29 protein-coding genes are annotated in these 26903 nt (G+C 69.4%); 10 read left to right on the forward strand and 19 right to left on the reverse strand.

From position 1 onward, the window contains the following. The first annotated feature begins 77 nt into the window (after positions 1-77). Together AP234_RS02090 and AP234_RS02095 are read left to right on the forward strand one after the other, a co-directional pair. The gene (locus tag AP234_RS02090; protein ID WP_055477775.1) at positions 78-1652 is read left to right on the forward strand and encodes an ABC transporter permease; all 1575 of its coding nucleotides are present in this window, start codon (positions 78-80) and stop codon (positions 1650-1652) included. Beyond that, positions 1649-2740 carry an ABC transporter ATP-binding protein gene (locus AP234_RS02095; protein WP_055477776.1) on the forward strand — a complete coding sequence of 364 codons (1092 nt, stop codon included), beginning with the start codon at positions 1649-1651 and terminating at the stop codon, positions 2738-2740. The genes AP234_RS02090 and AP234_RS02095 overlap by 4 nt, the downstream gene beginning before the upstream one ends. Here the strand turns inward: AP234_RS02095 and AP234_RS02100 are convergent. After that, positions 2695-4203 (reverse strand): 3-hydroxyacyl-CoA dehydrogenase family protein, encoded by a 1509-nt coding sequence (locus tag AP234_RS02100; RefSeq protein WP_055477777.1) that lies wholly within the window; start codon positions 4201-4203, stop codon positions 2695-2697. The two genes, AP234_RS02095 and AP234_RS02100, sit on opposite strands and share 46 nt — an antisense overlap. A gap of 104 nt (positions 4204-4307) precedes the next feature. Between AP234_RS02100 and nucS the strand changes: the two genes are divergently transcribed. The 6 genes from nucS (at position 4308) to AP234_RS02130 (ending at position 9475) form a co-directional block, all read left to right on the forward strand. Then, a complete protein-coding gene (gene nucS, locus AP234_RS02105) occupies positions 4308-4979 on the forward strand; it encodes an endonuclease NucS (RefSeq protein WP_055477778.1) in 672 nt (223 codons plus the stop codon). Between the two features lie 137 nt (positions 4980-5116). Further along, positions 5117-5947, forward strand: a complete 831-nt coding sequence (locus AP234_RS02110; protein ID WP_055477779.1) for an ABC transporter ATP-binding protein — start codon at positions 5117-5119, stop codon at positions 5945-5947. A 69-nt stretch (positions 5948-6016) separates the two neighbouring features. Continuing rightward, on the forward strand, positions 6017-6868 hold the full coding sequence (locus AP234_RS02115; protein WP_055477780.1) for an ABC transporter permease: 852 nt from the start codon (positions 6017-6019) through the stop codon (positions 6866-6868). Continuing rightward, a complete protein-coding gene (locus AP234_RS02120; protein ID WP_152990193.1) occupies positions 6826-8097 on the forward strand; it encodes a histidine kinase in 1272 nt (423 codons plus the stop codon). The genes AP234_RS02115 and AP234_RS02120 overlap by 43 nt, the downstream gene beginning before the upstream one ends. 7 nt (positions 8098-8104) lie before the next feature. Then, entirely contained in the window at positions 8105-8725 is a 621-nt protein-coding gene (locus tag AP234_RS02125; RefSeq protein WP_055477782.1) for a response regulator, read from the forward strand. Between the two features lie 168 nt (positions 8726-8893). Next, positions 8894-9475, forward strand: a complete 582-nt coding sequence (locus AP234_RS02130; protein ID WP_055477783.1) for a TetR/AcrR family transcriptional regulator — start codon at positions 8894-8896, stop codon at positions 9473-9475. A 15-nt stretch (positions 9476-9490) separates the two neighbouring features. Here the strand turns inward: AP234_RS02130 and AP234_RS02135 are convergent, their stop codons facing one another. The 4 genes from AP234_RS02135 to AP234_RS02150 are packed head-to-tail and all read right to left on the reverse strand — an operon-like array spanning position 9491 to position 13364. Continuing rightward, positions 9491-10084: a response regulator transcription factor gene (locus AP234_RS02135; RefSeq protein WP_055477784.1), complete on the reverse strand. Its 594-nt coding sequence runs from the start codon at positions 10082-10084 to the stop codon at positions 9491-9493. After that, on the reverse strand, positions 10081-11346 hold the full coding sequence (locus tag AP234_RS02140; protein WP_055477785.1) for a sensor histidine kinase: 1266 nt from the start codon (positions 11344-11346) through the stop codon (positions 10081-10083). Before AP234_RS02140 ends, AP234_RS02135 begins: the two co-directional genes overlap by 4 nt. Positions 11347-11373: 27 nt before the next feature. Next, the gene (locus AP234_RS02145) at positions 11374-12480 is read right to left on the reverse strand and encodes an ABC transporter permease (protein ID WP_235557951.1); all 1107 of its coding nucleotides are present in this window, start codon (positions 12478-12480) and stop codon (positions 11374-11376) included. Positions 12481-12485: 5 nt separating this feature from the next. Beyond that, entirely contained in the window at positions 12486-13364 is an 879-nt protein-coding gene (locus tag AP234_RS02150) for an ATP-binding cassette domain-containing protein (RefSeq protein WP_055477787.1), read from the reverse strand. Positions 13365-13472: 108 nt separating this feature from the next. On the opposite strand from AP234_RS02150, the gene AP234_RS02155 reads away from it, so the two are divergent. Together AP234_RS02155 and AP234_RS02160 are read left to right on the forward strand one after the other, a co-directional pair. Next, a complete protein-coding gene (locus tag AP234_RS02155) occupies positions 13473-14063 on the forward strand; it encodes a cob(I)yrinic acid a,c-diamide adenosyltransferase (RefSeq protein ID WP_055478204.1) in 591 nt (196 codons plus the stop codon). A gap of 154 nt (positions 14064-14217) precedes the next feature. Next, the gene (locus AP234_RS02160; protein WP_055477788.1) at positions 14218-14646 is read left to right on the forward strand and encodes a hypothetical protein; all 429 of its coding nucleotides are present in this window, start codon (positions 14218-14220) and stop codon (positions 14644-14646) included. Between the two features lie 39 nt (positions 14647-14685). Here AP234_RS02160 and AP234_RS02165 read toward each other — a convergent pair whose 3' ends face one another. The 14 genes from AP234_RS02165 to AP234_RS02230 all read right to left on the reverse strand — a co-directional run bounded on the left by AP234_RS02165 (position 14686) and on the right by AP234_RS02230 (position 26871). Next, complete coding sequence (locus AP234_RS02165) at positions 14686-15084, reverse strand: DUF2550 domain-containing protein (protein ID WP_055477789.1); 399 nt, start codon at positions 15082-15084, stop codon at positions 14686-14688. A gap of 24 nt (positions 15085-15108) precedes the next feature. Continuing rightward, complete coding sequence (locus AP234_RS02170) at positions 15109-15510, reverse strand: F0F1 ATP synthase subunit epsilon (protein ID WP_055477790.1); 402 nt, start codon at positions 15508-15510, stop codon at positions 15109-15111. 25 nt (positions 15511-15535) lie between these two features. Beyond that, positions 15536-16963, reverse strand: coding sequence for a F0F1 ATP synthase subunit beta (gene atpD / locus AP234_RS02175; protein WP_055477791.1), 1428 nt, complete (start codon positions 16961-16963; stop codon positions 15536-15538). A gap of 1 nt (position 16964) precedes the next feature. Beyond that, a complete protein-coding gene (locus AP234_RS02180; RefSeq protein WP_055477792.1) occupies positions 16965-17867 on the reverse strand; it encodes a F0F1 ATP synthase subunit gamma in 903 nt (300 codons plus the stop codon). 3 nt (positions 17868-17870) lie between these two features. Further along, the gene (gene atpA, locus AP234_RS02185) at positions 17871-19520 is read right to left on the reverse strand and encodes a F0F1 ATP synthase subunit alpha (RefSeq protein WP_055477793.1); all 1650 of its coding nucleotides are present in this window, start codon (positions 19518-19520) and stop codon (positions 17871-17873) included. Positions 19521-19544: 24 nt separating this feature from the next. After that, entirely contained in the window at positions 19545-20354 is an 810-nt protein-coding gene (locus AP234_RS02190) for a F0F1 ATP synthase subunit delta (RefSeq protein WP_055477794.1), read from the reverse strand. Next, positions 20354-20899, reverse strand: coding sequence for a F0F1 ATP synthase subunit B (locus AP234_RS02195; protein ID WP_055477795.1), 546 nt, complete (start codon positions 20897-20899; stop codon positions 20354-20356). Before AP234_RS02195 ends, AP234_RS02190 begins: the two co-directional genes overlap by 1 nt. 32 nt (positions 20900-20931) lie before the next feature. Continuing rightward, on the reverse strand, positions 20932-21153 hold the full coding sequence (gene atpE / locus AP234_RS02200; protein WP_055477796.1) for an ATP synthase F0 subunit C: 222 nt from the start codon (positions 21151-21153) through the stop codon (positions 20932-20934). A 62-nt stretch (positions 21154-21215) separates the two neighbouring features. After that, the gene (gene atpB / locus AP234_RS02205; protein WP_055477797.1) at positions 21216-22007 is read right to left on the reverse strand and encodes a F0F1 ATP synthase subunit A; all 792 of its coding nucleotides are present in this window, start codon (positions 22005-22007) and stop codon (positions 21216-21218) included. A 67-nt stretch (positions 22008-22074) separates the two neighbouring features. After that, positions 22075-22290, reverse strand: coding sequence for an AtpZ/AtpI family protein (locus AP234_RS02210; RefSeq protein WP_063842768.1), 216 nt, complete (start codon positions 22288-22290; stop codon positions 22075-22077). Between the two features lie 158 nt (positions 22291-22448). Continuing rightward, positions 22449-22883 (reverse strand): hypothetical protein, encoded by a 435-nt coding sequence (locus AP234_RS02215; protein WP_055477798.1) that lies wholly within the window; start codon positions 22881-22883, stop codon positions 22449-22451. Between the two features lie 154 nt (positions 22884-23037). After that, entirely contained in the window at positions 23038-24219 is a 1182-nt protein-coding gene (locus AP234_RS02220; RefSeq protein ID WP_055477799.1) for a glycosyltransferase family 4 protein, read from the reverse strand. Between the two features lie 166 nt (positions 24220-24385). Beyond that, the gene (locus AP234_RS02225; protein ID WP_055477800.1) at positions 24386-24772 is read right to left on the reverse strand and encodes a hypothetical protein; all 387 of its coding nucleotides are present in this window, start codon (positions 24770-24772) and stop codon (positions 24386-24388) included. Further along, positions 24769-26871, reverse strand: a complete 2103-nt coding sequence (locus AP234_RS02230) for a hypothetical protein (RefSeq protein ID WP_055477801.1) — start codon at positions 26869-26871, stop codon at positions 24769-24771. Before AP234_RS02230 ends, AP234_RS02225 begins: the two co-directional genes overlap by 4 nt. Positions 26872-26903: the final 32 nt, after the last annotated feature.

Consider the following 26903-nt stretch of genomic DNA (forward strand, 5'->3'; position numbering starts at 1 on the left):
GCGCACCCATCCGGCCCTCCCCCGAGCGCGCCCCCCACGGCGTGAACGGGGAGGGCCGCGCCGTACCCTTTCCCGACATGAAGCGCATAAAGCGCGGAACGGGGACAGGTCAGACGGAGCGGTCCTATCCACCGCTGATGCTGGTCGCCGCGGTGTCCGTGGCGCTGATCGCGCTGATCCCGCTGGGATTCGTCGTCGCCTACTCGGCGAGCATCGGCCCCGCGGAGGCGGCGCGGCTCGTCTTCCGGCCGCGGACGGGCGAACTGCTGTGGAACACCGTCCGGCTCGCGGCCGGCTGCGTGCTGCTCTGCGCGGTGATCGGAGTCGGTGCGGCCTGGCTGGTCGAGCGGTCCACGCTGCCCGGCCGCCGGGTGTGGAACGTGCTGCTTGTGGCCCCGCTGGCCATCCCCGCGTTCGTCAACAGCTTCGGCTGGGTGTCGCTCATGCCCGGGGCCACCGGGTACGGCGGGGCCCTGCTCATCGTCACGCTCTCCTACTTCCCGCTCGTCTACCTTCCGGTGGCCGCCGCACTGCGCGGCCTCGACCCGGCGCTGGAGGAGTCCGCCCACGCGCTCGGGCACTCGCCCTGGCGGACCTTCCTGCGGGTCGTCCTGCCCCAGTTGCGGCCCGCCCTGCTCGGCGGCTCACTGTTGATCAGCCTGCATCTGCTGGCGGAGTTCGGGGCGCTGCAGATGCTGCGCTTCCCCACCTTCACGACGGCGATCTACGACCAGTACCAGTCGACGTTCAACGGCCCGGCCGCCAACATGCTCGCCGGAGTGCTGGTGCTGCTATGCCTGCTACTACTCCTGGCCGAGCTCAGACTCCGTGGGCGGGCCCGCTACGCCCGCCTGGGCGCCGGTTCGGCCCGCCCCTCCCCGCGTACGCGGCTCGGCCGCGGCACGACTCCGACGCTGCTCGGCCTGGGCCTGCTGATCGCGCTCGCGCTCGGCGTGCCGCTGGGCAGCCTGGGTTACTGGCTGACGATGGGAAGCTCCTCGACCTTCCCCATCGGGACGCTGGTCACGACCACGCTGACCTCGGTCGGGCTGGGCGCCGCCGGCGCGGTCCTCGCCACGGTCATCGCGCTGCCGGTGGCCTGGCTGTACGTCCGCCGCCCCGGGCGGCTCAGCATGATCCTGGAGCGCAGCACCTACTTCGGCAACGCGCTGCCCGGCATCGTCGTGGCGCTCGCTCTGGTGACGATCGCGATCCGGCTCACCCCAGCGCTTTACCAGACGACCGCGCTGCTGCTGACGGCCTACGCGATCCTCTTCCTGCCCAGGACCATGGTGAACGTCCGGTCCGCACTGGCCCAGGCGCCTCCGGTGCTCGAGGACGTCGCGCACGCCCTCGGCGCCGGACGGTTGGCCACCTTCCGTCGGGTCACGCTGCGGCTGATCGCACCGGGCCTGGGCGCGGGAACCGCCCTGGTCTTCATCGCCATCGTCACCGAGCTGACGGCGACGCTGCTGCTCGCGCCCATCGGCACCCAGACGCTCGCGACCCGGTTCTGGAGCCACAGCGACAGCATCGCCTACGCCGCCTCGGCTCCCTACGCGGCCCTCATGGTGCTGATCTCGGCCCCGGCCACCTACCTGCTCACCCGAGAGACGAGAAACCGAGAGGCGAAAGAAGGAGCACGCGGATGACAGCGCTGACCATCACCGGGGTCACCAAGTCCTTCGGGACCACGCCGGTGCTCGAAGGAGTCGACCTGCACGTCCCTGCGGGAAGCCTCATCGCCGTGCTCGGGCCCTCCGGCTGCGGGAAGACCACCCTGCTGCGGCTGATCGCCGGTTTCACCGCCCCGGACACCGGTGCCATCGTCATCGGCGACCAGACGGTCTTCTCTCCGGGACGCTCCGTACCGCCGCAGCGGCGGCGGGTGGGTTACGTGGCCCAGGAGGGCGCGCTCTTCCCGCACCTCACCGTGGCCGCCAACATCACCTTCGGGCTGCCCCGGTCCGCACGTAAAGCCGGAGAGCGCGTGCCCGAACTGCTCGACCTGGTGGGGCTGGACCGGCGGCTCGCCACCAGGTTCCCGCACGAGCTCTCCGGCGGACAGCAGCAGCGGGTCGCGCTGGCCCGCGCCCTGGCCCCCGGGCCGTCGATCGTCCTCCTGGACGAGCCCTTCTCCTCCCTCGATGCCGGACTGCGCGAGGGCACCCGGCGGGCCGTGGTCCAGGCGCTCCGCGAGATCGCGGCCACCGCCGTACTGGTCACCCACGACCAGGCCGAGGCGCTGTCGCTCGCCGATCAGGTGGCCGTGATGCGGCAGGGCCGTCTCGTCCAGCTCGACTCCCCGGCAACGCTCTACCGGTATCCCTGCGACACCGGGGTCGCCGGCTTCGTCGGAGAGTCCGTCCTCCTCCCGGCGGACCTGCGACAGGCCGAGGCCGAGTGCGCCCTCGGCGTCCTCCCGCTCCGCGAATCGGGCGGCGGTGCCGAGGCATCCGCGGGGACGCGTCATGGCGCCGTGCTGATCCGTCCGGAGCAGATCCGGCTACATCCCTCCTCCGAAGCCACCGGAATCGAGGCGCGGGTCGCCGGCGTGAGCTTCTTCGGCCATGACGCCGCCGTACGGCTGGACCTCGTGCCGACCGGGCCGCAGGTCACCGCCCGGGTCCTGGGTCAGGACCTGCCCGCGCTCGGCGAACTGGTCCGGCTCACCGTCACCGGCGACGTCCTGGCCTATCCGACCGACCGGACGCTCGGCACCCCGGCTGTCACGAGCTGATCCAGCAGGGGCGCGGGCGCGAAGGCGGGGTCGCGATATTCGGCGTAGAGCGCGCGCAGGCCGTCCCTGACCTTCTCCAGACCGATGCCGTCCAGCATCTCGAACGGCCCCGCGGGGTAGCCGCAGCCGAGCCGCATCGCCGCGTCGATGTCCGCCGCGGACGCGTACCCGCACTCCAGCATCCGCACCGCGTCGTTGAGGTAGGGGTAGAGCAGCGCGTTGACCACGAGCTCGGCCCGGTCGGCGCAGCGCACCGGGGTCCGCCCCAGCACGGTCACCAGATCGCACACCGCGGTCACCGCCTCATCGGAGGTGAGCACGGTCGACACCACCTCGGCCACGGACTCGCCCACGAGGTGCAGGCCGACGAGCCGCTCGGGACGCGGGAGCCGTACGGCGAGCTCGATGACAGGAGTGTCCGACAGCGCGATGACGAGGTCGGCGCCGGCCACCGGGCCGAGGTCGGGCGCCTCGGCGATCACGACCTTGAATCCGGCGGTGTCGAGACCGGAGACGAACGACGCCGCGGCCGGCCCGCCGCCGACGATGCCGACCAGCGATATCGCCGGCTTCGACAGGGCCTCGGGGGCGGGAGCCGTACCCTCGCCGGTGTAGGAGTAGAACCCGCGCCCGGTCTTGCGGCCCAGCAGTCCGGCGGTCACGAGCTCGCGCAGGATCGGCGCGGGCGCGTGGCGGCGGTCGCGGCTCTCTCCGAACAGCACCTCGCACACCTTGTAGGAGGTGTCCAGGCCGATCAGGTCGAGCAGCGTGAACGGCCCCATCGGCAGGCCCACGCCCTGCTTCATCGCCGTGTCGATGTCGTCCCGGCCGGCCAGCCCCGACTGGAGCAGATGGCACGCGTGGTTGAGATAGCCGAGCAGCAGCCGGTTGACGACGAACCCGGCCCGGTCGCCCGCGACCACGGGGGTCTTGCCGAGCCGGCGGGCGAGCTCGGCGATCTCGGCGGCGAGCCCCTCCTCGGTGACGACCGTCTCGATCACCTCGACCAGCCGCATGACCGGCGCGGGGTTGAAGAAGTGCATGCCGATCACCTGCCCCGGGCGGGAGGTGGTGGCGGCGATCGCGGTGACGGACAGGGAGGACGTGTTGGTCGCCAGCACGGCCGACGGCTTGCAGATGCGATCGAGGTCGGCGAACAGGCCGCGCTTGAACTCCATGATCTCCGGGATGGCCTCGACCACGAGGTCCGCGTCGGCCAGATCCTCCCTGGAGGTGGTGAAGACGATCCGGTCGAGGATCTCCCGCTGCTGCTCGGCGGTCATCCTGCCCCGGGCGACGGCCCTGCCCGTCGAGTTCTCCAGGTGGCCACGCCCCCTGGCCAGCGCGTTCTCGTCGGTCTCGACTCCGATCACGCGCAGCCCGGAGCGGGCGAACACCTCCGCGATCCCGGCGCCCATCGTCCCGAGCCCGACGACTCCGACCGTGTCAAACGTCCGCATCATGTCGGCAAGTCTCCCAGAGTGCCTCCCGGCACCCGCAATCCAGGTGGGGCGGGCTCGGCCGAAGACGGTTCGTCCGCCCCGCCGGGCGTGGCAGGCTGTACCCCATGCGTCTCGTCATCGCCCGGTGCAGTGTGGACTATGTGGGAAGGCTGACGGCCCATCTACCGATGGCGCCCCGGCTGATCCTGATAAAGGCGGACGGATCGGTCAGCGTGCACGCTGACGACCGGGCGTACAAGCCGCTCAACTGGATGAGCCCGCCCTGCAAGCTCCGTGAGGAGACCATCGACGGCGTGCTCACCTGGTCGGTCGTCCACGGCAAGTCGGGCGAGAAGCTCGTGCTGACGATCGAGGAGATCCTGCACGACTACAGCCACGAGCTGGGCGTCGACCCCGGGCTGCGGAAGGACGGGGTCGAGGCGCACCTGCAGGAGCTTCTCGCCGAGCACATCACCACCCTGGGCGAGGGCTGGACGCTGGTCCGCCGGGAGTACATGACGGCGATCGGACCGGTCGACATCCTGTGCCGCGACGAGCTCGGCGGGACCGTCGCCGTCGAAATCAAACGACGTGGGGAGATCGACGGCGTCGAGCAGCTGACCCGCTATCTGGAGCTGCTCAACCGCGATCCCCGCCTGGCGCCGGTCAAGGGAATCTTCGCGGCCCAGGAGATCAGGCCGCAGGCTCGCGTCCTGGCCGCCGACCGGGGCATCGACTGCGTCATCCTCGACTACGACGCCCTGCGCGGCATCGAACGCACCGACACCCTTTTCTAGCCTCACCGGGCGGGTCGGGCAGGCCCTCACCCGGGGCGGACAGGCCGGCGGGCCGCACGATGTCCACCGATAGGAGGACATCAAGATTCATTCGGCCGATGGTTTCGCGGGAGCCGTACGACACGGACCCTTGAGGTATGACAAACGCCATCGAAGTGCGCGGGCTGACCAAGCGGTACGGCGCCACGCAAGCGGTCGCGGGCCTCGACCTGGAGATCGAGCAGGGCGAGGTGTTCGCCATCCTCGGCCCCAACGGCGCGGGCAAGTCGACCACGGTCGAGATCCTGGAGGGCTACCGCTCGCGGGACTCCGGCGAGGTCAGCGTGCTCGGCGTGGACCCGGCCCGGCCGACCAGGCAGTGGCGGTCGCGGGTCGGCATCGTCCTGCAGACCGCAAACGACGCGGCCGAGTTGAGCGTCCGGGAGACCGTACGGCATTTCGCCGGTTATTACCCCAACCCGCATGATCCGGACGAGGTCATCGCCAAGGTCGGGCTCACCGAGAACGCCGGCAAGCGGGTCCGCCAGCTGTCCGGGGGCCAGCGCAGGCGGGTCGACGTCGCGCTCGGCATCATCGGCTCGCCCGAGCTGCTGTTCCTCGACGAACCGACCACCGGCTTCGATCCGGAGGCGCGACGGCAGTTCTGGGAGCTGATCGAGGGCCTGGCCCACGACGGCACGACGATCGTGCTGACCACGCACTACCTGGACGAGGCCGAGGCGCTCGCCGACCGGGTCGCGGTCATCGCGCGCGGCCGCATCGTCGCCGAGGGCACACCGGCGACGCTGGGCGGCCGGCATACCGCCAAGGCCCAGGTGACCTGGGCGGACGGCTCGGTGGAGACCGACACCCCGACCAAGACCGTGCTCGAGCTCTCCCGGCGGTTCGACGGCGAGATCCCCGGCCTCACCGTCATCCGGCCCACGCTGGAGGACATCTACCTGCGGCTCATCGAGCCCTCCGCCTGAGCCGCATCCCACCCGGGCGAACTCGGTTCCCCGATCCGAACTCCTCCGCCCCGACCCCTGAGGCATCCCATGACAGAAACCGCCACGTCCGCCGCCGCCCGTAAGGCGTCCGCCGCCCGCCCGCTGCCGTCCACGCTGAGACTCGGCCTGGCCCGCGGCGCCATCGAGAACAAGACGTTCTTCCGTGAGAAGGACGCCGTCATCTTCACCTTCTCCTTCCCGATCATTCTCCTCGTCCTGTTCGGCTCGATCTTCTCCGGCGACATGGAGGGAACCGGGATCACCGTCTCCCAGCTCTACACCGCCGGTCTGATCGGCGCCGGCGTGATGGGCGCCGGGTTCCAGAACCTCGGCATCGGCATCGCGGGCGATCGCGACGACGGCACGCTGAAGCGGCTGGCGGGCACGCCCATGCCGCGTACCGCCTACTTCATCGGCAAGGTGATCAACGTGCTGGTCATCGCGTCGCTGGAGACCGTGATCCTGCTCGCCATCGGCGTCTACATGTACGACCTGGAGCTGCCGTCGGCGGTGTCGAGCTGGGTGACGTTCTCCTGGGTGTTCCTGCTCGGCGTGTCGGGGGCGGCCCTGCTCGGCGTGGCGGCCAGCAGCCTGCCCCGTTCGGCCAAGAGCGCGTCCGCCGTGATCAGCATGCCGTTCGTCGTGCTGCAGTTCATCTCGGGGGTCTTCATCCCGTTCACCCAGCTGCCCACGTGGTTGATCGACATTTCGTCGATCTTCCCGCTGAAGTGGATGTGCCAGGGTTTCCGGTCGGTTTTCCTGGGCGATGCGGGGGCCGCCCTGGAGCTGACGAAGTCGTACGAACTGGACCGCGTAGCCTTGGTCCTCGCCGCCTGGCTCATCGGAGGTCTTGTGCTGTGCCTGACGACGTTCCGCTGGAAGGGCCGCCGCGACGGATGAGTCCGTACGGCACGGCCGGAGACGAGCCGGGCGCCGCGGCGTCCGGCTCGCACGCCTGGGAGGCCTTCCGGGGGTGGGAGGTGCTCTTCGCGGTCTCCCTGGCCGTGGCGGTCTTCTCCGTGGCCCTGGACTCGGACGTCCCGACCTGGGCCAAGACGACGTCGATCACGCTGCTGCTCCTGTGCACCATCGCCTATCTGCTACTCGGCCGCCCGGCGATCAAAGAGGGAGACGACGACGACAGTCGTCGCAGCCTGCTCTACTGGGCGCTGATCCTCGTGGCCTTCGTCCCGGCGGCGGTCCTGTCCCAGGCCGCGATGTTCACACTGTTCGCGCTCTGCTCACAGGCGTTCATGATGCTTCGTCCGCGCACCGCGGTCATCACGGTGCTCCTGATCAACTTCGCACCCGCCGTGCAGTTCGTGCTTCATCGGGGAACGAGCATGACCGAGCTGCTGATCTTCATGGTGACGGCGGCGATCGGCGTCACCTTCGCGCTGATCTTCGGCCCGTGGATCACCCGGATCATCAGGCAGAGCGCGGAACGCGCCCACCTCATCGAGGAGCTCAGGGCCAGCCGCATCGAGGTGGCCCGGCTGTCCGCCGAGCGCGGCGCCCTGGCCGAACGCGCCCGGCTGGCCGGGGAGATCCACGACACCCTCGCCCAGGGATTCACCAGCATCATCATGCTGATCCAGGCCGCCGAGGCCCAGGCCGACCCGGCACGTCACCTGACGCTGGCCGTCCAGACCGCCCGGGAGAACCTGGCCGAGGCGCGCGCCCTGATCGCGGAGCTCGGCCCGCCGTCGCTGAACGGGTCGACCCTGGAGGAGGCGCTGCGACGGATCACCGGCAGGCTCGGCGAGGAACTGGACGTCGAGGCCTCCTTCGCGGTCGAGGGCCCCTCCCAGCCGTTGCCGCCGGGCACCGAGGTCGTGCTCCTCCGGGCGGCCCAGGAGGCCCTGGCCAACGTGCGCAAGCACGCGGCGGCCGCGTCTGTCGCGGTCCTGCTCCGGTACGGCGAGGCCGACGTGGCGCTGACCGTCACCGACGACGGCGTCGGCTTCCGCGCCGACGACGCCTCGGACGCATCACCGGGGTTCGGCCTGCGTTCGATGCGCGCCAGGGTCGAGCAGGAGGGCGGTACGTTCACCGTCGAGTCCTCCCCCGGCCGGGGCACCGCCCTCACCGTCACCATGCGCGGCACCCCCCGCGAACCAGGAGTGTGATCTTGTCGTGATTCGGCTGCTGATCGTGGACGACCACCCCGTCGTGCGGGAGGGACTGCGCGGGATGCTGGAGTCCGATCCCGATGTCACCGTCGCCGGCGAGGCCGGCTCGGGCGACGAGGCGGTGGTCCTGGCCGCCGAGCTGAAGCCCGACGTCATCTTGATGGATCTGCGGATGCCCGGCGGCGACGGGGTGACGGCGACCAGGCGGATCCTGGCCGAGCGGTCCGGGAGCCGCATCATCGTGCTCACGACGTACGAGACCGACCAGGACATCGTGCGGGCCGTCGAGGCGGGCGCGACCGGCTACCTGCTGAAGGACACCTCCCGGGCGGACCTGCTGGCCGCCATCGCCGCTGCCGCGCGGGGCGAGACCGTGCTGTCCCCCTCGGTGGCCACCAAGCTGGTCACCCACCTGCGCAGCCCCGTCACCGGATCGTTGAGCAAGCGCGAGACGGAGGTGCTCGCGCTCGTCGCGCGGGGGCTGACCAACGCCGATATCGGCAAGGCGCTCTTCATCAGCGAGACGACCGTCAAGACGCATCTGCTGCGCGTCTTCGCCAAGCTGGGCGTCTCGGACCGCACCGCCGCCGTGACGACGGCCCTCGAGCGTGGCCTGCTGCCGTAACAGAGTGACAGCTTGACCGCCTTGTCAAGCCTTCCAGCATCTTTGGCATGACTGGAAGGTGCGGATTTGTCGACACTTCCGCAAAAAGGATCTTGGGTTCATAATGTTGTGTTTTGGGGGGTCCTGACTTGGCGAGGTGAACAAGTGGCGGGGCGTGATTATCGGGGGATGACAGCGGAGCAGCGGCTCGCGGATCGGAAGGAGAGGCTCATCACCGCGGCGTACACGCTGTTCGCACAACCGGGGTTCCACGACACCACCATCGAAAGGCTCTGCTCCACGGCCCGCATCTCGAACCGCGCCTTCTACGAGTGCTTCGCGAACCGGGACGATCTGATGCGCGAGGTCTACGAGCGGTGTGTCGACGAGACCCTCGACTCGGTGAGCCGGGCCGTGGAGAAGGCCCCGCCCACATTGAACGATCGGATAGTGGCGGGCATAGGGGAGTACATCCGGTTCGTCACGATGGATGTGCGACGGGCGCGGCTCATGCATCTGGAGGTACGCCGAGCCGGCGACGTCCTCGGCAACGCGCGGCAGCACGCGGTGTGGGGATTCGCCCAGATCATCCAGGACGCGGTGCAGGACCTGCCGCACGCTCTGCCCTCGGATCCGCACCTGCTCTCGCTCGGCATGACAGGAGCGATCACCGAGCTGCTCATCGAGTGGGTGCTCGCCGATCCCGCACCGCCCATCGACAAGCTGATCGAGACGGCGACCCACATCTTCCACCGTTCCTTCCAACCCTGAGCGGGGGAGGCGGCCTCAGATCCAGCCCATCTCGCGGGCGGCCCGGATCGCGGTGATCCGGTTTCCCGCCCCCAGCTTCGTGATCGCGTTGGACAGGTAGTTACGCACGGTCCCCTCGGAAAGGTGCAGCGTGGCGGCGATTCCGGCGATCGGCGCGCCCTCCGCCGCCAGGGCGAGCGCGTCGCGCTCGCGCTGGGTCAGCGGGCACTCCCCCGCCGTCATGGCGGTCGCCGCCATCTCCGGATCGAGGTAGCGGCCTCCCTCGTGCACCTTCCTGATCGCCGCCGCGAGTTCCTCGGCCGGGGCGTCCTTGGGGATGAAGCCGCGCACCCCGGCCGCGAGCGCACGCCGCAGATATCCGGGCCGCGCGAAACTGGTCAGGATCAGCATGGCCCGCCCCGGCAGGCTCTCCGCCACCGTCAGCCCGTCCATGCCCGGCATCTCGACGTCCAGCACGAGCACATCCGGATCATGTTCCTGTACGGCCGGCGCGACCTCGTCCCCCCTGCCCACATGGGCGACGACCTCGATGTCCGGTTCGAGCCCGAGGAGCGTCGCTATCGCCACCCGGATGAGCCGCTCGTCGTCGGCGAGCAGCACCCTGATCACGCGTCCGCCCCGACCTGCTCACCGGCCCTGGCGGGCTCGGCGGAGCAGACGGCGGGCCGCGCGTCGTCGCCCGAGCCGGGGACCGGCAGGGAGACGACCGCACGAAGCGTGAACTCCCCTGATCCGGTGGGCCGAGCGGTCAGCGTCCCACCGATCTCCGCCATGCGCTCGGCCAGTCCGGCCAGGCCGTTCCCGGCGCTCTCCGTCCCAGACGCGCTCGGCCCGACCCCGTCGTTGCGCACCTCCAGCACCGCCTCCTTCTCCGTGTGGCGCAGGAGGATGTCGCACCGGGTGGCCGAGCTGTGCCGCAGCACGTTCGTGACCGCCTCGCGGACCACCCAGGCGAACACCGGGGTGATGTCCTGCGGCATCTCACGGTAGGGCAGGTGGAGGTGGCAGCTCACCCCGGCCGCCTCAAGCACGCCGCGCACCGCGCCCAGCTCAGCGGTGAGGTCGGGCCTGCGATAGCCGCTGACGGCCTCGCGCAGCTCGCGCAGCGCCGTACGGGCCAGGCCCCGGACGGCGCTCATCTCCTCCCTGGCGGCGGCCCCGTCGGCGGCGCTCAGCCGGACGGCCACCTCGCTCTTCACGGCGATGGCCGAGAGCTGGTGACCGACCAGGTCGTGCAGGTCGCGGGCGAAGCGCAGCCGTTCCTCCGCCACCGCCAGCCGCGCCTGCGCCTCCCGTCCGGCGTGCGCCTCCTCGGCGAGCCGCCAGATCCACACCCACAGCCGGTTGGTCCAGGGGAACAGGCCGCACATCAGCACGTAGTACAGCGTGACGCCGGCGATCGCACCGGCCATGGTGGCCTCGTCGCCGTCCGCCGGAAACGTGGGATCATGCCCGGTGGCCACCGCCAGGATGGCGAGCGGGGTCAGGACGAGGGCCGTGCCCGCGCCGAACAGGAGTGCGACCCAGCGGGACACTCCCAGCACCGCCACGGCGAGCCAGACGAGGGGGGCGAGTCCCCACCCCGCCATCTGGACACCCCCGACGATCGCGACGGCCAGCGAGACGACGGCGGCCGCCACGATCTCCCTACGGGCGTACCGGCGATCGAGCACAGCTCGGATGATGCGGACATAAAGCCAGCTGAACACCAGCAGTCCGGCGGTCGCGAACAGCACCCGGACCCCCTGAACCGTCCCCGTCGCGACCTCCGCCACCGTGTTCACACCGGCGAAGAACCAGGGAAGGACGAGCATCGCGTACAACGTCCACTGGACGATCCGGCGCGCCCGCCTCAGCCCGTCAGCCACCATTCAACCCGTCTTCTCGGAACGGCCAGTTTATCGAGATCCGATTACCTCGCGTAGCCGTACCCTGGCCCCGGTGCGCAGCACGGCGCGCTCGTAGACCCGGCCGGCGAAGAGCACCATGGCGGCGACCGCCGCGGCCATCAGGGCACCCGAGAGCAGGACCTCCCACATGGGGGTCGCCGCCGCCGTGGCCCGGACCGGCATCACCATCGACGAGAACGGCGGGACGTACGACACGATCGTGGCCACCATGCTCGTGGGTTCCTTGGCGGCGTAGAACGCGACGCCGTACGACGCGAACATCGTCATGGTCATCGGCGTCAGCACGTTGCCGACCTCCTCCTGCCGGGAGACGAGCGACGCGAGCGCGGCGGCGATCGCCGCGAAGAACGCGTAGCCGAGCACGAACCACACGATGACCCCGGCCACGATGCCGACCATCCCCGGCGGGAAGTCGACCGCCAGGCCCGAGACGAACGCGGCGCCCAGTCCCGCCGCCAGGACGACGACCAGGTTGATCAGGCCGACCACGCCGAGACCGATGACCTTGCCGCCGAGAAGTTGCCAGGGCCGCACCGAGGTGAGCAGGATCTCGACGATCCGGCTGCCCTTCTCCTCGACCACGCCCATCGCGACCATCATGGGGGTCCCGACGACCAGCATGAAAAGGATCAGCACCAGCATGAACGCCATCTGGGAGCGGGTCTCCTCATAACGGGTGTCCGCGCCGATCGACTCCATGCTCAGTGGCGTCGTCTTCACTCCGGCCGCGCTGATCTGGGCCTCCCGGTGGGCCGCCTGCAGCATCAGGCCGAGCTCGCCGTCGATCTCCCCGTCGGACAGCACCCTGGTCGCCGCGGTCCCGCCGATCATGGCGGCGTCCACGTCCCCGTCGAGCACCGCGCGCCTGGCGGCCGCCTCGTCGGAGAAGGTCCGCCACTCGATTTCGGTGTCGCCGCCCCCCTGGACCGCCAGCTCCTGGCTGTTGACCAGGCCGATCGTGTAGGAGTCCGGCCCGCCGAACAGCTTGGGCGCGAGCGTGATCCCGACGATCAGGATCACCGTGACCGCGAGTCCGACGATGAACCCCTTGGTGCGCACCTGAGTCCGGACCTCACGCCCGGCCACCAACAGCATGCCGTTCACGCCACGGCCTCCCTGAAGATCTCGGTCAGCGTCGGCTGCTCGACGCCGAAGTGCTCGACCCGCCCCGCCTGTACGGCGACATGCAGGATGTGCTGATCGTCTCCGTCGGCGGCGATCAGCACCTCCCGGCCGTTCTCCACCCTGAGGTCACCGGGCAGTCCGTCCGCCCAGCCGGGCTTCGCTTCGGCCACCACGACCCGCAGCCGCCGCCCGACCGACGACCGCAACTCGTCGACGGTGCCGGAGGCGACCATCTGACCGGCCGAGATGATGCCCACCGAGTCGCACAGCCGCTCCACCAGTTCGAGCTGGTGACTGGAGAAGATCACCGGTACGCCGCCGCGGGCGCGCTCCTGCAGCACCTCGGCGAGGGCGTCGACCGCCAGCGGGTCGAGCCCGGAGAACGGTTCGTCCAGGACGAGCACGTCGGGGTCGTGGACCAGGGCCACCGCGAGCTGCACCCGCTGCTGGTTGCCCAGCGACAGCGCCTCGACCGCATCGCCCGCGCGCTCGGTCAGCCCGAGCCGCTCGATCAGCTCGTCGGCCGCCCGGCGGGCCTCCGCCGGGGCGAGCCCGTGCAGCCGCCCGAAGTAGCCGATCTGCTCCGCCACCTTCATCTTCTGGTAGAGGCCGCGCTCCTCCGGCATGTAGCCGAACCGCCGGCGCTCGGCGAAGCCCAGCGGGCCGTCCTTCCAGCGGACCTCCCCCTCGTCCGCCTGCAGGACGCCCATCACGATCCGCATCGTCGTGGTCTTGCCGGCGCCGTTCGCGCCGACGAACCCGAACATCTCGCCCTGCCGTACGGCGAAGCTCACCCCGTCCAGCGCCCGTTTCGCCGCGCCGAACGTCTTACGCAGGCCCGATATCTCCAACATACGACGATCATCTCGTCGGCCGCCCTCAGCGCAGTAGACACTGATGTCAGTGCTTCGAGATGACATCTGTCAACTGCGGCGAAACGGCCAATGGATACGCTGGCGACCATGACGCGAGGTGACAGAGACAAGCCCGTGGTGCTCTCGAAGATCTACACGAAGACCGGCGACGACGGGACGACCGCGCTCGGCGACATGAGCCGCACCAGCAAGACCGACGCCCGGCTGGCGGCCTACGCCGACGTGGAGGAGGCCAACGCCTTCATCGGCGCCGCCATGGCGACCGGCGAGTTCTCCGACGACGTCACCACGGTCCTGGTGCGCGTACAGAACGAGCTGTTCGACGTCGGCGCCGACCTGTGCACCCCGGTCACCGAAAGTCCCGAGTTCCCCCCGCTGCGGGTCGAGGGCACCTACATCACCTGGCTCGAGTCCCAGTGCGACCGGTTCAACGCGGAGCTGAAGCCGCTGCGCAGCTTCATCCTGCCCGGCGGCACGCCCGGCACCGCGCTGCTGCACGTCGCCCGCACGGTCGTACGGCGTGCCGAGCGCGGGGCCTGGGCCGCGCTGGAGGCCCACGACGACGTGAACCCGCTGACCGCCAAATACCTGAACCGGCTGTCGGACCTCATGTTCATCCTCTGCCGGGTCGTGTCCGGCGGCGGCGAGATCCTCTGGAAGCCCGGCGGCACCCGATAGGGGGTGCCGGACGGCACGCCCCGGAATGTCGGTGCCGCCTGGAAGAGTACGGCCCGTGGCCCGACCATTCAAAGCGATGATCAATGCCGAGTCCGTGGCCCTGCTCGCCGACGGCCTGAAGACCTGCTGAGCGCCCTTCCCCCGGGCCGCCTTCGTGTCGGCGGCGACCACGGGACTCGGCGGGCTGGAGCTCAAGGACCGAGTCCGCCATGTCTCGTCGGCGCTGCACGAGGCGCTGCCGTTTCCCCGGGCGGCCGAGATATTGCGGGAGACGGTGAACCGGGTCCGGCTCGACATGTGGAGCGGCTGGCCGGCCACCGACCACGTGGGCAGGCACGGGCTCGACCATCTCGACGAGGCGATGGCCACGCTCGCCGTGCTGACGACCCGCGGCGGCTCCCGACGGGTCTTCCATCTCGGCGAGCGTACGGCGACCGGCCCAGGACAGGCGTTCACGATGACCAAATCGCACTCGTTCCGGCCTGTCACGACCAGGAGCGAGCCTCCCGGGCCACGGCTCCTGGAGATCGTCGTCAACGGCGTCGCCCGGGCGAGCGCCCCCTTCACCCTGATCGAGGCCTGACCATGCCGGGCACTGGGCGCTGAGATTCGAGAGACGACCTCAGGCGGCGTCGAGGTAGGCGCTGGGCGGGGCGGACTCGAGCCAGGCGAGGAAGCCGGTCAGCGCGTCCTCGCTCATGGCCAGGGAGACGGGGCCGCCCTCGTCGGAGCAGACGACCGCCCAGTAGCCCGCCGGTCCCTCACCGCCGGTGAGCATTCTCCGGTCGGAAACGGTGAGGCCGCGCCTCGCGATCGCGCGGCGCGGCCTCAGTCGCAGTCCAAGGAACGGAATCCAGTGGAGCTCTCCCCCGACGTATCGGGCCACTCCGTTCTTCCAGCCCCCGTCCCGGGCGCGTACCCGGCAGATGATGGCTCCCCGGCTGTGGGCCAGGACGAAGGCACGCACGAACAGGAGGGCGGCCACGACGAGCATCCCGAGAAGAATCCCAAGCGCCGTCATCGCCGCCCTCCCTTTTGTTCGGAATCAAACCTCTTCGCCGGCCGCGCGCAGCCGAGCCGCCGCGCGCTTGGCTTCAAGCCGTGCGTCCGCGTCCGCCTGGTCCGCCTCGATCGACGCCTGGGCGCGCTGCAGCGCGTCCTTGGTCGCCGCGACGTCGACCTCGGAGCCGAGCTCCGCCGCCTCGGCCAGGACGGAGACCTGGTTGTCGGCGACCGAGATGAATCCGCCGTGCACCGCGGCCACGAGGTCGAGCTCGCCGTCACGCTTCACGCGCAGTACGCCGCCCTCGACGAGCACGCCGAGAACAGGAGCGTGATTAGGCAGAATACCGATCTCACCCTCCACCGTCTTGGCAATCACCATGTCGGCCTCGCCGGACCAGAGCTCACGCTCCGGCGACACGAAACCAACGTGTAGCTTCGCCACTTTCAGCTCCCTCCGAGCCGATTGGTCAGCGCTCGAGTTCCTTCGCCTTGGCGATGGCCTGCTCGATGCCGCCGACCATGAAGAACGCCTGCTCGGGCAGGTGGTCGTACTCGCCGGCGCACAGGCCCTTGAAGGAGGCGATGGTCTCGTCCAGCGACACGAACTCGCCCGGCTGTCCGGTGAACGCCTCGGCCGCGTACATCGGGTGGGACAGGAACCGCTCGATCCGGCGTGCCCGGTTGACCGTGACCTTGTCCTCTTCGGAGAGCTCGTCGATGCCGAGGATCGCGATGATGTCCTGCAGTTCCTTGTACTTCTGCAGGATCCGCTTGGTCTCCTGGGCGACCGCGTAGTGCTCCTCACCGATGATCTGCGGGTCGAGGATCCGCGACGAGGAGTCGAGCGGGTCCACCGCGGGGTAGATGCCCTTCTCCGAGATCGGCCGCGAGAGCACGGTCTGCGCGTCGAGGTGCGCGAACGCGTTGTGCGGCGCCGGGTCGGTGATGTCGTCGGCGGGCACGTAGATCGCCTGCATCGAGGTGATCGAGTGACCGCGCGTGGAGGTGATGCGCTCCTGGAGCACACCCATCTCGTCGGCGAGGGTCGGCTGGTAACCCACGGCGGACGGCATGCGGCCGAGCAGCGTCGACACCTCGGAACCCGCCTGGGTGAACCGGAAGATGTTGTCGATGAACAGCAGCACGTCCTGCTTCTGCACGTCGCGGAAGTACTCCGCCATCGTCAGCGCCGACAGCGCCACCCGCAGACGGGTGCCCGGCGGCTCGTCCATCTGGCCGAAGACGAGCGCGGTGTCCTTGAGGACGTCCGCCTCCTCCATCTCCAGCCAGAGGTCGTTGCCCTCACGGGTGCGCTCGCCGACGCCCGCGAACACCGAGGTGCCCGAGAACTTCAGCGCGACCCGGCGGATCATCTCCTGGATCAGAACGGTCTTGCCGACGCCCGCGCCGCCGAACAGACCGATCTTTCCACCCTTCACGTACGGCGTCAGCAGGTCGATGACCTTGATGCCGGTGGGCAGCATCTCGGTACGCGACTCGAGCTGGTCGAACGCCGGGGACGGACGGTGGATCGGCCACCGCTCGGTGACCTGCAGCGACGCCTTGTCCGTGTCGAGCGGGTCGCCGAGGGCGTTCCACACGTGGCCCTTGACGACGTCGCCGACCGGCACCGAGATCGGGGCGCCGGTGTCGACGACGGCGGCGCCGCGGACGACACCGTCGGTGGGCTGCATCGAGATGGCCCGGACGAGGTTGTCCCCGAGGTGCTGGGCGACCTCGAGGGTCAGGGTCTTGGTCTCCCCGCCGAGCGCGACGTCGACGGTGAGGGCCTGGTAGATGTCCGGCATGGCCTCGACGGGGAACTCCACGTCGACGACCGGACCGGTGACGCGGGCGACCCGGCCCACGCTGGTCTCAACAGTCTGTGCGGTCATTTCACTCTTTCCCCGCTGCGGCGTCAGCCAGCGCGTTCGCGCCACCGACGATCTCGCTGATTTCCTGGGTGATCTCGGCCTGGCGCGCCTGGTTCATCTGGCGGGTGAACACGCCGATGAGCTCGTTGGCGTTGTCGGTGGCCGACTTCATGGCGCGGCGCCGGGCGGCGTGCTCGGAGGCGGCCGACTGGAGGAGCGCGTTGTAGATGCGCGACTCGATGTAGCGCGGCAGCAGCGCGTTGAGCACCTCACCGGCGTCGGGCTCGAACTCGTAGTAGGGAACCGGGCCCTCGTCGACCTCCTCCGCCTCCTCCTGGACCTCGAGCGGCAGGATTCGCTTGACGACGACGCGCTGCGTCAGCATCGAGACGAACTCGGTGTAGACGATGTGGATCTCGTCGATCCCGTTGTCGTCCGTGAACGAGCCGATCAGCGCGTCCGCCATCTCCTTGGCGTTCGCGTAGCCCGGGTTGTCGGAGAAGCCCTCCCACTCCCCGGTCATCTCGCGGCTGCGGAACCGGTGCCAGGTGAGGCCCTTGCGGCCCGTGACGAACGGCTTCACCGCGAGACCCCGCTCGATCAGGTGGCCCTTCAGCGCCTCGGCCTCGCGGAGGACGTTGGCGTTGAAGCCGCCGCAGAACCCGCGGTCGCTGGTCACGATGAGGACGCCGGCGGAGGCCGGCTGCTCCTTCGCCGCCATCAGCGGGTGGTCCACGGTCGTCGAGTTCGACAGGACCGCCGACACCGCGTTGGTGATCTCACGCTCGTACGGCACGGCCGCCTGCATCCGCTGCTGGGCCTTCACGATGCGTGAGGAGGCGATCAGCTCCTGCGCGCGGGTGATCTTCGCGGTCGACCTGACCGACTTGATCCGCCGGCGCAGGAGTCTCAGCTGGGCACCCATGCGCTACTTCTTCTCGGTCTTGCGGACGCGCCGGACGACCGTCTCCTGGCCGACCTCGCCGGCCTCCAGAGCCTCGACGGGCATGTCCTTGACCAGCAGCTCGCCGCTGGAGGTGGTGAAGCCCTTCTTGAACTCCGTGATGGCGTCCTTCAGCGTGGTGACCGCGTCGTCGGACAGGTCCTTGGTCTCGCGGATGCTGTCGAAGATGCCCTTGTGCTCGTGCTGCAGGTGCTCGAGGAACTCGGTCTCGAAGCGGCGGATGTCCTCGATCGGCACCTCGTCGAGCTCGCCGGTGGTGCCGGCCCACACGGACACGACCTGCTGCTCGACCGGGAACGGGCTGTACTGCGCCTGCTTGAGCAGCTCCACGAGACGGGCACCGCGCTCCAGCTGGGCGCGGGAGGCCGCGTCCAGGTCCGAGGCGAACGCGGCGAACGCCTCCAGGTCGCGGTACTGCGACAGCGCCAGACGGAGCGTGCCCGCGACCTTCTTCATCGCCTTGATCTGGGCCGAGCCGCCGACTCGGGAGACCGAGACACCGACGTTGATGGCCGGGCGGACACCCGCGTTGAACAGGTCCGTCTCCAGGAAGCACTGCCCGTCGGTGATGGAGATGACGTTGGTCGGGATGAACGCCGACACGTCGTTGCCCTTGGTCTCGATGACCGGCAGACCGGTCATCGAGCCGCCGCCCATGTCACTCGACAGCTTGGCGCAGCGCTCCAGCAGCCGGGAGTGCAGGTAGAACACGTCACCCGGGAAGGCCTCACGGCCCGGCGGGCGGCGCAGCAGCAGGGAGACGGCGCGGTAGGCGTCCGCCTGCTTGGTCAGGTCGTCGAAGACGATCAGCACGTGCTTGCCCTGGTACATCCAGTGCTGGCCGATGGCCGAGCCGGTGTAGGGGGCGATGTACTTGTAGCCCGCCGGGTCGGAGGCCGGAGCGGCGACGATGGTGGTGTACTCCATCGCGCCCGCCTCCTCCAGGCGGCCGCGCACCTGCGCGATCGTCGAGCCCTTCTGGCCGACGGCGACGTAGACGCAGCGCACCTGCTTGTCCGGGTCGCCCGACAGCCAGTTCTCCTTCTGGTTGAGGATCGTGTCCACGGCGATCGCGGTCTTGCCGGTGCCGCGGTCGCCGATGATGAGCTGACGCTGGCCGCGGCCGATCGGCGTCATGGCGTCGATCGCCTTGAGGCCGGTCTGCAGCGGCTCCTTCACCGGCTGGCGCTGGACCACCGAGGGCGCCTGCAGCTCAAGGGCGCGGCGGCCTTCGGCCTCGATCGCGCCCTTGCCGTCCAGCGGGTTGCCCAGGGGGTCGACCACGCGGCCGAGGAAGGCGTCGCCCACGGGGACCGACAGGACCTCGCCGGTGCGGCGGACCTGCTGCCCTTCCTCGATCTTGCTGAAGTCGCCCAGGATGACCGCGCCGATCTCCCTGACGTCCAGGTTCAGTGCCAGACCGCGCGTGCCGCCTTCGAACTCCAGCAGCTCGTTCGCCATCGCCGAGGGCAAACCGGAGACATGGGCGATGCCGTCGCCGGCGTCGACGACGGTCCCGATCTCCTCGCGCGCGGCGCCTTCCGGCTCGTACGCCTGGACGAAGCGCTCAAGCGCGTCCCGGATCTCATCCGGCCGGATCGTAAGCTCCGCCATCTCTTCTCTGTCTCCCTATTCGCCTTAGCCGGCCAACCGGCGGCGGACTTCTTCGATGCGTCCGGCGATCGTGGCGTCGATGTAGTCGTCCCCGATCTTGACGGAGAATCCACCGAGCACCTGCGGGTCCACCTCCACATTCAGGTGGACCTCTCGCCCGTAGGTGGCTCGCAACCAGGCGGCGAGCCGCTGCTTGTGCTGTTCCCCGAGCGGTACGGCGCTGCGCACGACCCCGACCAGGCGCTCCCTGATCTGGGCCACGATCCAGCCGTACTCCTCGAGGACCGTCTCCAGGCTACGTCCTCGCGGATGCGTCACGAGCTGCGTTACCAGGCGCAGGGTGGCCGGGGCGACCTTGCCACCGAGCAAGGTGGCGAGCAGGTCCCGCTTGCGCTCCGAGGGGACGGCCGGGTCGCTGAGCGCGCGGCGCAGCGCCGGGTTGGCCGCGAGGATCCGGCCGAACCGGAACAGCTCGTCCTCGACGTCGTCGATCCGGCCGGCGGACTCCGCCTCGGCCGCCGCCGCCATGACGCCGACCCGCTCCAGGGTGTCGGGCAGGTCGCCTGCCCTGGACCACCTGGCCCGGACCGCCGCTGCCGTGACCTCGAGCGCGGTCTCGCCGATCCGGCTCGCCAGCAGAGCGCGGACGGTCTCCGCCTTCTGCTCGGCCGGACGGGCGGGGTCGGACAGGTTCCGCCGCAGCCCGTGCTCACGGTCGAACAGGTCGGCGACCGCGAACAGTTCCTCGGCCAGCACGCCGAGGTCGGCCGACGCCGCGACGGCGTTGAACCGCTCCTCGACCTCCGCCCTCGCGGTCCTGCTCAGACCACGCATCAGCGGACCGCTTCCGGACGGGCCTCGATCTCATCGAGGAACCGGTCGATGATCCGGCGCTGACGGGCCTCGTCCTCCAGAGACTCGCCGACGATGCGGCCGGCGAGATCGGTGGACAGCCGGCCGATCTCGCTCTGCAGCTGGGCGAGCGCCTGCTGCCGGTCGGCCTCGATCTGGGCGTGCGCGGCCTCGATGAGGCGCCGGGCCTCGGCCTGGGCCTCCTCGCGCAGCTCCGCCTTGATCTGGGCGCCCTGCTCGCGCGCCTCCTCACGCAGCCGCGCGGCCTCCTGGCGGGCCTCGGCGAGCTGGGTGCGGTACTCCGCCAGGGTGCGCTGGGCCTCGGCCTGAAGGTCCTCGGCCTTCTTGATACCGCCCTCGATCGCCTCGGTCCGCTCATTCAGCGTTTTCTGGATGCGCGGGGTGAGGATCTTACCGACGACGAGAAAGACCACGAGGAACGCGAAGCCGCCGACGACCAGCTCGTATGCGTGCGGCATGATCGGGCTGCTGCCCTCAGCCGCGAGAAGTGTAGCTGCCGTTGTCATGGCTGCAGCCTTCCGTCAGGGGTTGTCTGACCTCAGTAGATGAACGGCGCGACGAGGCCGATCAGCGCGAGCGCCTCGACGAGAACGAAGCCGAGCAGCATGTTCTGGCGGATCATGCCGTACGCCTCGGGGTTGCGGGCGATCGCCTGCAGGCCCTGGCCGAAGATCAGGCCGACGCCGATACCCGGGCCGAGCGTGGCCAGGCCGTAGCCGATGGCGCCGATGTTGCCCGAAACCTCAGCGAGAACGTTCATGGTGTTTCCTTCACTCGACGGCCGGTGACCCTTGTCACCGGTCTGGACTAGGGGGAGAGACCTCAGTGTTCGGGGTGCAGCGAGCCGCCGATGTACATCGCGGCCAGCAGCGCGAACAGGAAGGCCTGGAGGAACTGGATGAACAGCTCGAAGCCGGTCATGGCGATCGTCATGAGCACGCCCACCACGCCCACCGGTGCGCCGAGGGGGGTGAGCTTCTCGAAGAGGAACCAGAAGCCGACCATGCTGAAGAACGCCAGGATCATGTGGCCGGCGAACATGTTCGCGAACAGTCGGACCGCGTGCGTGAACGGCGCGATGATCAGGTTCGACAGGAACTCGATCGGGGCCAGCAGGACGTAGATGAACTTGGGCAGCCCGGGCGGGAACATCATGTTCTTGAAGTAGCCGATCGCGCCCTGGTGCTTGATCCCAAGGTAGATCTTCAGCAGGTAGATGCTGGCCGCCAGCACGATGGGGAAGGCGATGTGCGAGGCGACCGGGAACTGGAGGACGGGGACGACGCCCAGCAGGTTCCACAGCCAGACCAGCAGGAAGATGCTGAGCAGCAGGCCCATCCAGCGGTCGGTGTCCTTACCGAGGAACGGCCGGGCGATCTGGTCGCGGACGAACATGTAGCCCATTTCGGCCACGTTCTGAATCCCCCGCGGCACCAGCTTTGGGTTGGAGAAGGCGGACCAGCACAGCCCGATCATCAGCAGTGAGCTCAGCACCGCGAGCACGACCGGCTTGGTCAGCCAGAAGGGCGCCCCGTCCCAGAGCGGAGGGATTTCGAACAGTTCAAGCCCCGGAGCCTTGAACTCATCGGCGGCGAGGACCGTCAGCGCGTTCACGCGGCGTTCCCTTCGATGTGGAAATGGATCAGGAAGGTCTTACCGGAAAGATGACCGTCGCCTGAGGTCAGCGACCGAACTTCCGGTAGACCAGATAGATGGAGAGCACGACCCCGAGGATCACCCCGATGGGCGTGAAGACGGCCACGCCGGTCCAACGGCTCAGCAACCAGCCTGCGCCGCCGTACAGAATGATCCCTGCGAGCAGATAGCTGGGAATCGACCAGGCGGCGTTGGCGAAGTCGCGGCCGTCGTCCTCGGGCCGACGCTCCTTTTCGCTCATCGCGGGCATGACCATAGCAGCCGGAAGCGGGGCTAGTCATATCGGGCCCGCCCGCGTCAAGTTTAATGCCCCGACTGCCGAGGTTCGCCCGGACGGCACGCCTCATGGCGCTGTCCGATCTGGGCGAAACCTCGGAGCGAAGAACGGCGGGAGGGACACTAGGCGACATCGGAACTGCCCCGACCGGGAAGTCCGTCACGGCCAGGCTCGACGTAGAGCATTTTCAGCTTTACGAAACCGCGCATCTCCCCCACGGTCCAGACCAGGGTGCAGACGATCACGGTCCACGCGAACGCCCGGGGATGGAATGCGGTGGTGTCCTCGAACGCCTTCAGGAACGCCATGATGAGCAGAACCTTGACCAGATAACCGGACACCGCCGCCAGCATCATCGCGGCCGGTGAGATCCGGCCGGCCCAGGAGACCACGACCAGGCCGACGGTGAAGAACACCGCCACCAGCGCGAGGCCGATGCCCGCGCCGATCGCCCCCTGCACACCGGCGACGACACTCGCGACGACGATGGCCGGCAGGCCCGCTGCTGCGGTGAGCAGCGCCGCGCTCTTGAGCACGCGTATGTCGTTGGCCTGCATCGGAACTCCATGTGTCGGATATCAAGCGAGCGTTTGGTACCTCGCGGGGTGCGGTAGGGCAACCCTTGCTAGTGAAAGCTATCACAAGCTCCGGACTGCCACCTTTACCTGCCGTTTCTAGCGGTTACCATGCGCACGCGCGAGATCGGGCGGGTCAGCGGCGAGTCGTGACATCCCGGTGACGGGTGGGAGAGGCCGCGTGCGCGCCCACACCCCGGTAGCGCATGGCGTCCTGCCTCGACCGCAACCTCGGCAGCGCCATCATGACCAGTACGGCCACGGCCAGCAGGACCGTCAGCGGGAACAGGATGAGTGGAACCCCGCCGATCGACAATCCGACGATGGCGAACGCGAACAGGAACGTCCACGCGTACATGATCAGGACGCTGCGTCGTTGCGAGTGGCCGAGGTCCAGCAGGCGGTGGTGGAGGTGGCCGCGGTCGGGATGGAAGGGCGACTGCCCGGCCGAGGTGCGGCGGATCACCGCCATGATCAGGTCGGCCAGTGGCAGGACCATGACCGCGATCGGCAGCACCAGCGGCAGGATGACCGGGAACTTGTTGATCCCGGCGGCGGGCTCGACCGACGAGGTGATGGTGATCAGCGAGGTGGCGAGCAGGAGACCGATCAGCATGGCGCCGGTGTCGCCCATGAATATCTTCGCCGGATTGAAGTTGTGCGGCAGGAAGCCCAGGCACATCCCGATGAGGATGGCCGCGACCGCGGCCGTCACGTTGATGCGCGAGCCGCTACTGGTCTGCGACAGCGCGATCGAGTACGCGAACGTGGCGAGCGCGGCGATCCCGACGATGCCGGCCGCCAGGCCGTCCAGCCCGTCGACGAAGTTCACCGCGTTGATGACGACCACCACGATCAGGATCGTGAGGATGGTGCGGAGCTTGGCATCCGGACTGTAGGAACCTCCCCAGGACTGGGGCAGCGGCAGGAACGACAGGTTCATCCCGAAATAGACGAGGATGCCGCCCGAGGCGACCTGGCCGCCGAGTTTGACCAGGGCGTCCATGCCCAGCCAGTCGTCGAGGAAGCCGGTCAACACGATCAGACCGCCGGCGGCGAGCAGCGCGATCACCGTGTTCCCGGTCTGCCCGCTGCTGATCGCCGCGCCGACGTGTTCGAGCTGAGTGGCCATGAGCAGCCCGGCCGCCATGCCGCCGAACATGGCGAGTCCTCCGAGGCGGGGCGTGGGCACCTTGTGCACGTCCCGTTCTCGAACCTCTGGCGCCGCACCGATCCGCAGTGCGAATGCCCGTACCGGCGGCACCAGGAGGTACGTCACCGCCGCCGTGACGAGCGCCAAGAGGAGATATTCCTTCACGGAACCCAGTTTCCCTGCATAGGCGGACACGTTGCGCAGGGAAAGCGACACCGACCGCCATTCTCACCGCGGGGATACACCGGATGCTTCGCGGTCAGCCCCTTTACCCTTCGAGGACAGACGTTAGCGCACCCTGGTCACTCCCGTGCCGCCCGAAGCCACACCGTCAGGAGAACGCGTGCGGCGCTCCCGTACCACCCGGCACCCAACGGGGGGTGTCCGCCGCCTGATCGCTGATGGCGGTGAGCACCGCCTGGCGGTACATGGCCAGCCTCTTGCGCCATTCGGTCAGGTCCTCGACGTAGCGTCCGGACACCGGCGCGTCCCATACGTCCCTGCTGCGCGCCATGGCGTACGGCTTGTCCAGTGATCTGGTGAGGCGGTCCATCTGCGGGAGAACCTGGAACCAGAGGTCCACGAGCTTCTGGTACTCGGGGTTGAACACCCAGCCCGTCGGCTGGCCGCCCGGAGAGAGCAACTCGGTGGTCGACGTGGTCGGCGGCTGCTCACCCGGTTGACGTGGTGTGGGCGCAGGCGGATCGGCGAACGTCACAGTCTGACCTCCCTCTGACCGGAGTCACCGGACACGCCGGACACGGCGGCGTCGTCGGGCGAGGTGTCCAGGTGGACCTCCACCACCACCGGCCGGCCGGGGTTCGGATCATGCCGAGTCCGGCCGCCGTCCGCGGGTGGGTCGCCCTGAGGATGACGGTCCTGGACGCGGCGGTCGTGGCCCTCGGGTGTTCCCGGCACCGAGTCCGTGCCGCCGGCGGCGAACGGATCCTCCGTCAGGTTGTCGGCAGGGGTGCCGACGTAGTCGCCCATCGGATCCCCCGGCGCCAACCCCGAGTGACTCGACGTCTGCCCCGGTTGGGCCGGCGCCTGGTTGGGTTGGACGGGTGTATGGTCCGGTTGGACGGCGTTCCCGGAGATCGCGGCTCCGGAGGCCGCCTGTCCGGAACCCGACTGTGCGGAACCCGTCTGTCCGGCGTTGCCGCCGCCCATATGACCGGTGCCCGTGTTGGCGGAAGCCGTGTTGGCGGCGTCGGAGGAGTGGGCGGGTTGGTTCGGCTCGACGATCCCCGGCGGACCGTCGGGGTGGGGGCCGGTGACCGTATGCGCGGCTTGGGCTCCGGCGCCAGGCGTGTCCATGATGCCGGGCTGATTCATCGGCGTGCTGACGACCTTGACCCCGTCCACCACGATCACCCGGCGACCTGCGGTCTGATCGACGTCGTCGGGATGGTCCTTGCGGGGGGTGTCGATGATCTGGGAGTCATCCCGGACCGGGACCCCGCCGGTGTTGCTCGCATCCTGCGCGGCATGGCCCGTCGTGGCGGCTGTGTTCCCCGCGCCGGTCGAGGCGTTGCCGGTCGTGGCGGCGTCGTTGCCGGCGCCCACGCCCGGGGCCTGGGGCGTCGTCCCCTGACCGGCGCCGGTGGATGAACCGCCCGGGTATGCGGCATCGGTGTACGAGGCGTCGGCCACACCGGCGGTCGTGGTGGTGGCGCCCGGGGTGGCCGTGGGGGCGCCGCCGCCCGGGGCCGTACCGGCCGTTCCCGTGCCGTTAGCCGTGGGGGTGCCCGTGCCGTTAGCCGCGTTCGTCATGCCGCAGTGGCATACGCCACCGCACTGGCAGGTCGCCGTTCCGCCGCCCGGCGCGCTCGCGTCGCCGGCGGGATCGCCCGCACCGACTCCGGCGGCGGGACTCGCGGCGCCGTTCGCGCCGGTGCCGTACGCGTTCGGATCGCCGGGCCGACTCTCTTGAGGATCGGGCTGCTGCCCATTCGGCTGGCTGACCGGATGCCCGGTGGTCTGCCCGCTCGGCTGGCTGACCGGATGCCCGGTGGTCTGCCCATTCGGCTGCCCGGTGGACTGACCGTCCGGCTGGCCCGTCGGTTGGCTGACGACCTGGTCGGTCGGTTGGCCGGTGGGCTGGCCGGTCGGTGTCGGTTGGCCGGTGGGCCGGCCGGTCGTCTGCTCGGGCGTCGGGCTCGCCGGCCGGTCGGCGGGTGCGGTCTCGGCGCCGCTCCGAGGGGGCTGCGACAGGGAACCTTCGACCACGCGGTGACTCTTGTCGCCGGTCTTCGCAGGGGTCGCGTCGTCGGCCGCGCTGTGCGTCGCCGGGGTCGCGCCGTGCGGCGTACCGCTGGGCGAGGTCCCGACGTGCTTCGTCCCGTTTCCGGGCTTGTCATTCGTCCGGTGATCGTCCGCCTTTCCATCCACCTTGTCCGGTTTATGGTCGGCTTTGTGATCGGTCTTATCCGGTTTATGGTCGGCCTTCTGGTCCGGTTTGTGATCCACCTTGGCACCATCCGACGTGCGATCCTCAGGCTTCGGATCGTCCGCCGGCATGGTGATATCCGGCTCCTGATGAAACTTCTGGCCCTTGTCCTCGGTCGGCTTGCCGTTCCCGCTCCGCTGTTTCTCTTTCTTCTCCAGCAGGGTCAGCCGGCCGGTCACGTCCTTGACCATCGAGGTGCACGCGTCGGCCACCTGCGCCGGACGGTACGTCACATGCGCGGCGACCCCCGCCTGACGCATCAACCCCGTCACCCGGGCCTCGACGTCCTGCATCTCCCTGCCGGCCTGCTGGACCTCCCGCAGCAGTTCACGTACGAGCTTGGGATCCATTCCGTCGAGCTTGGCCAAGGCGCGCCTCCACAGAGATATCCGCGCACTTC

Source organism: Sphaerimonospora mesophila, assembly GCF_001417795.1.
GTDB classification, from domain to species: domain Bacteria; phylum Actinomycetota; class Actinomycetes; order Streptosporangiales; family Streptosporangiaceae; genus Sphaerimonospora; species Sphaerimonospora mesophila.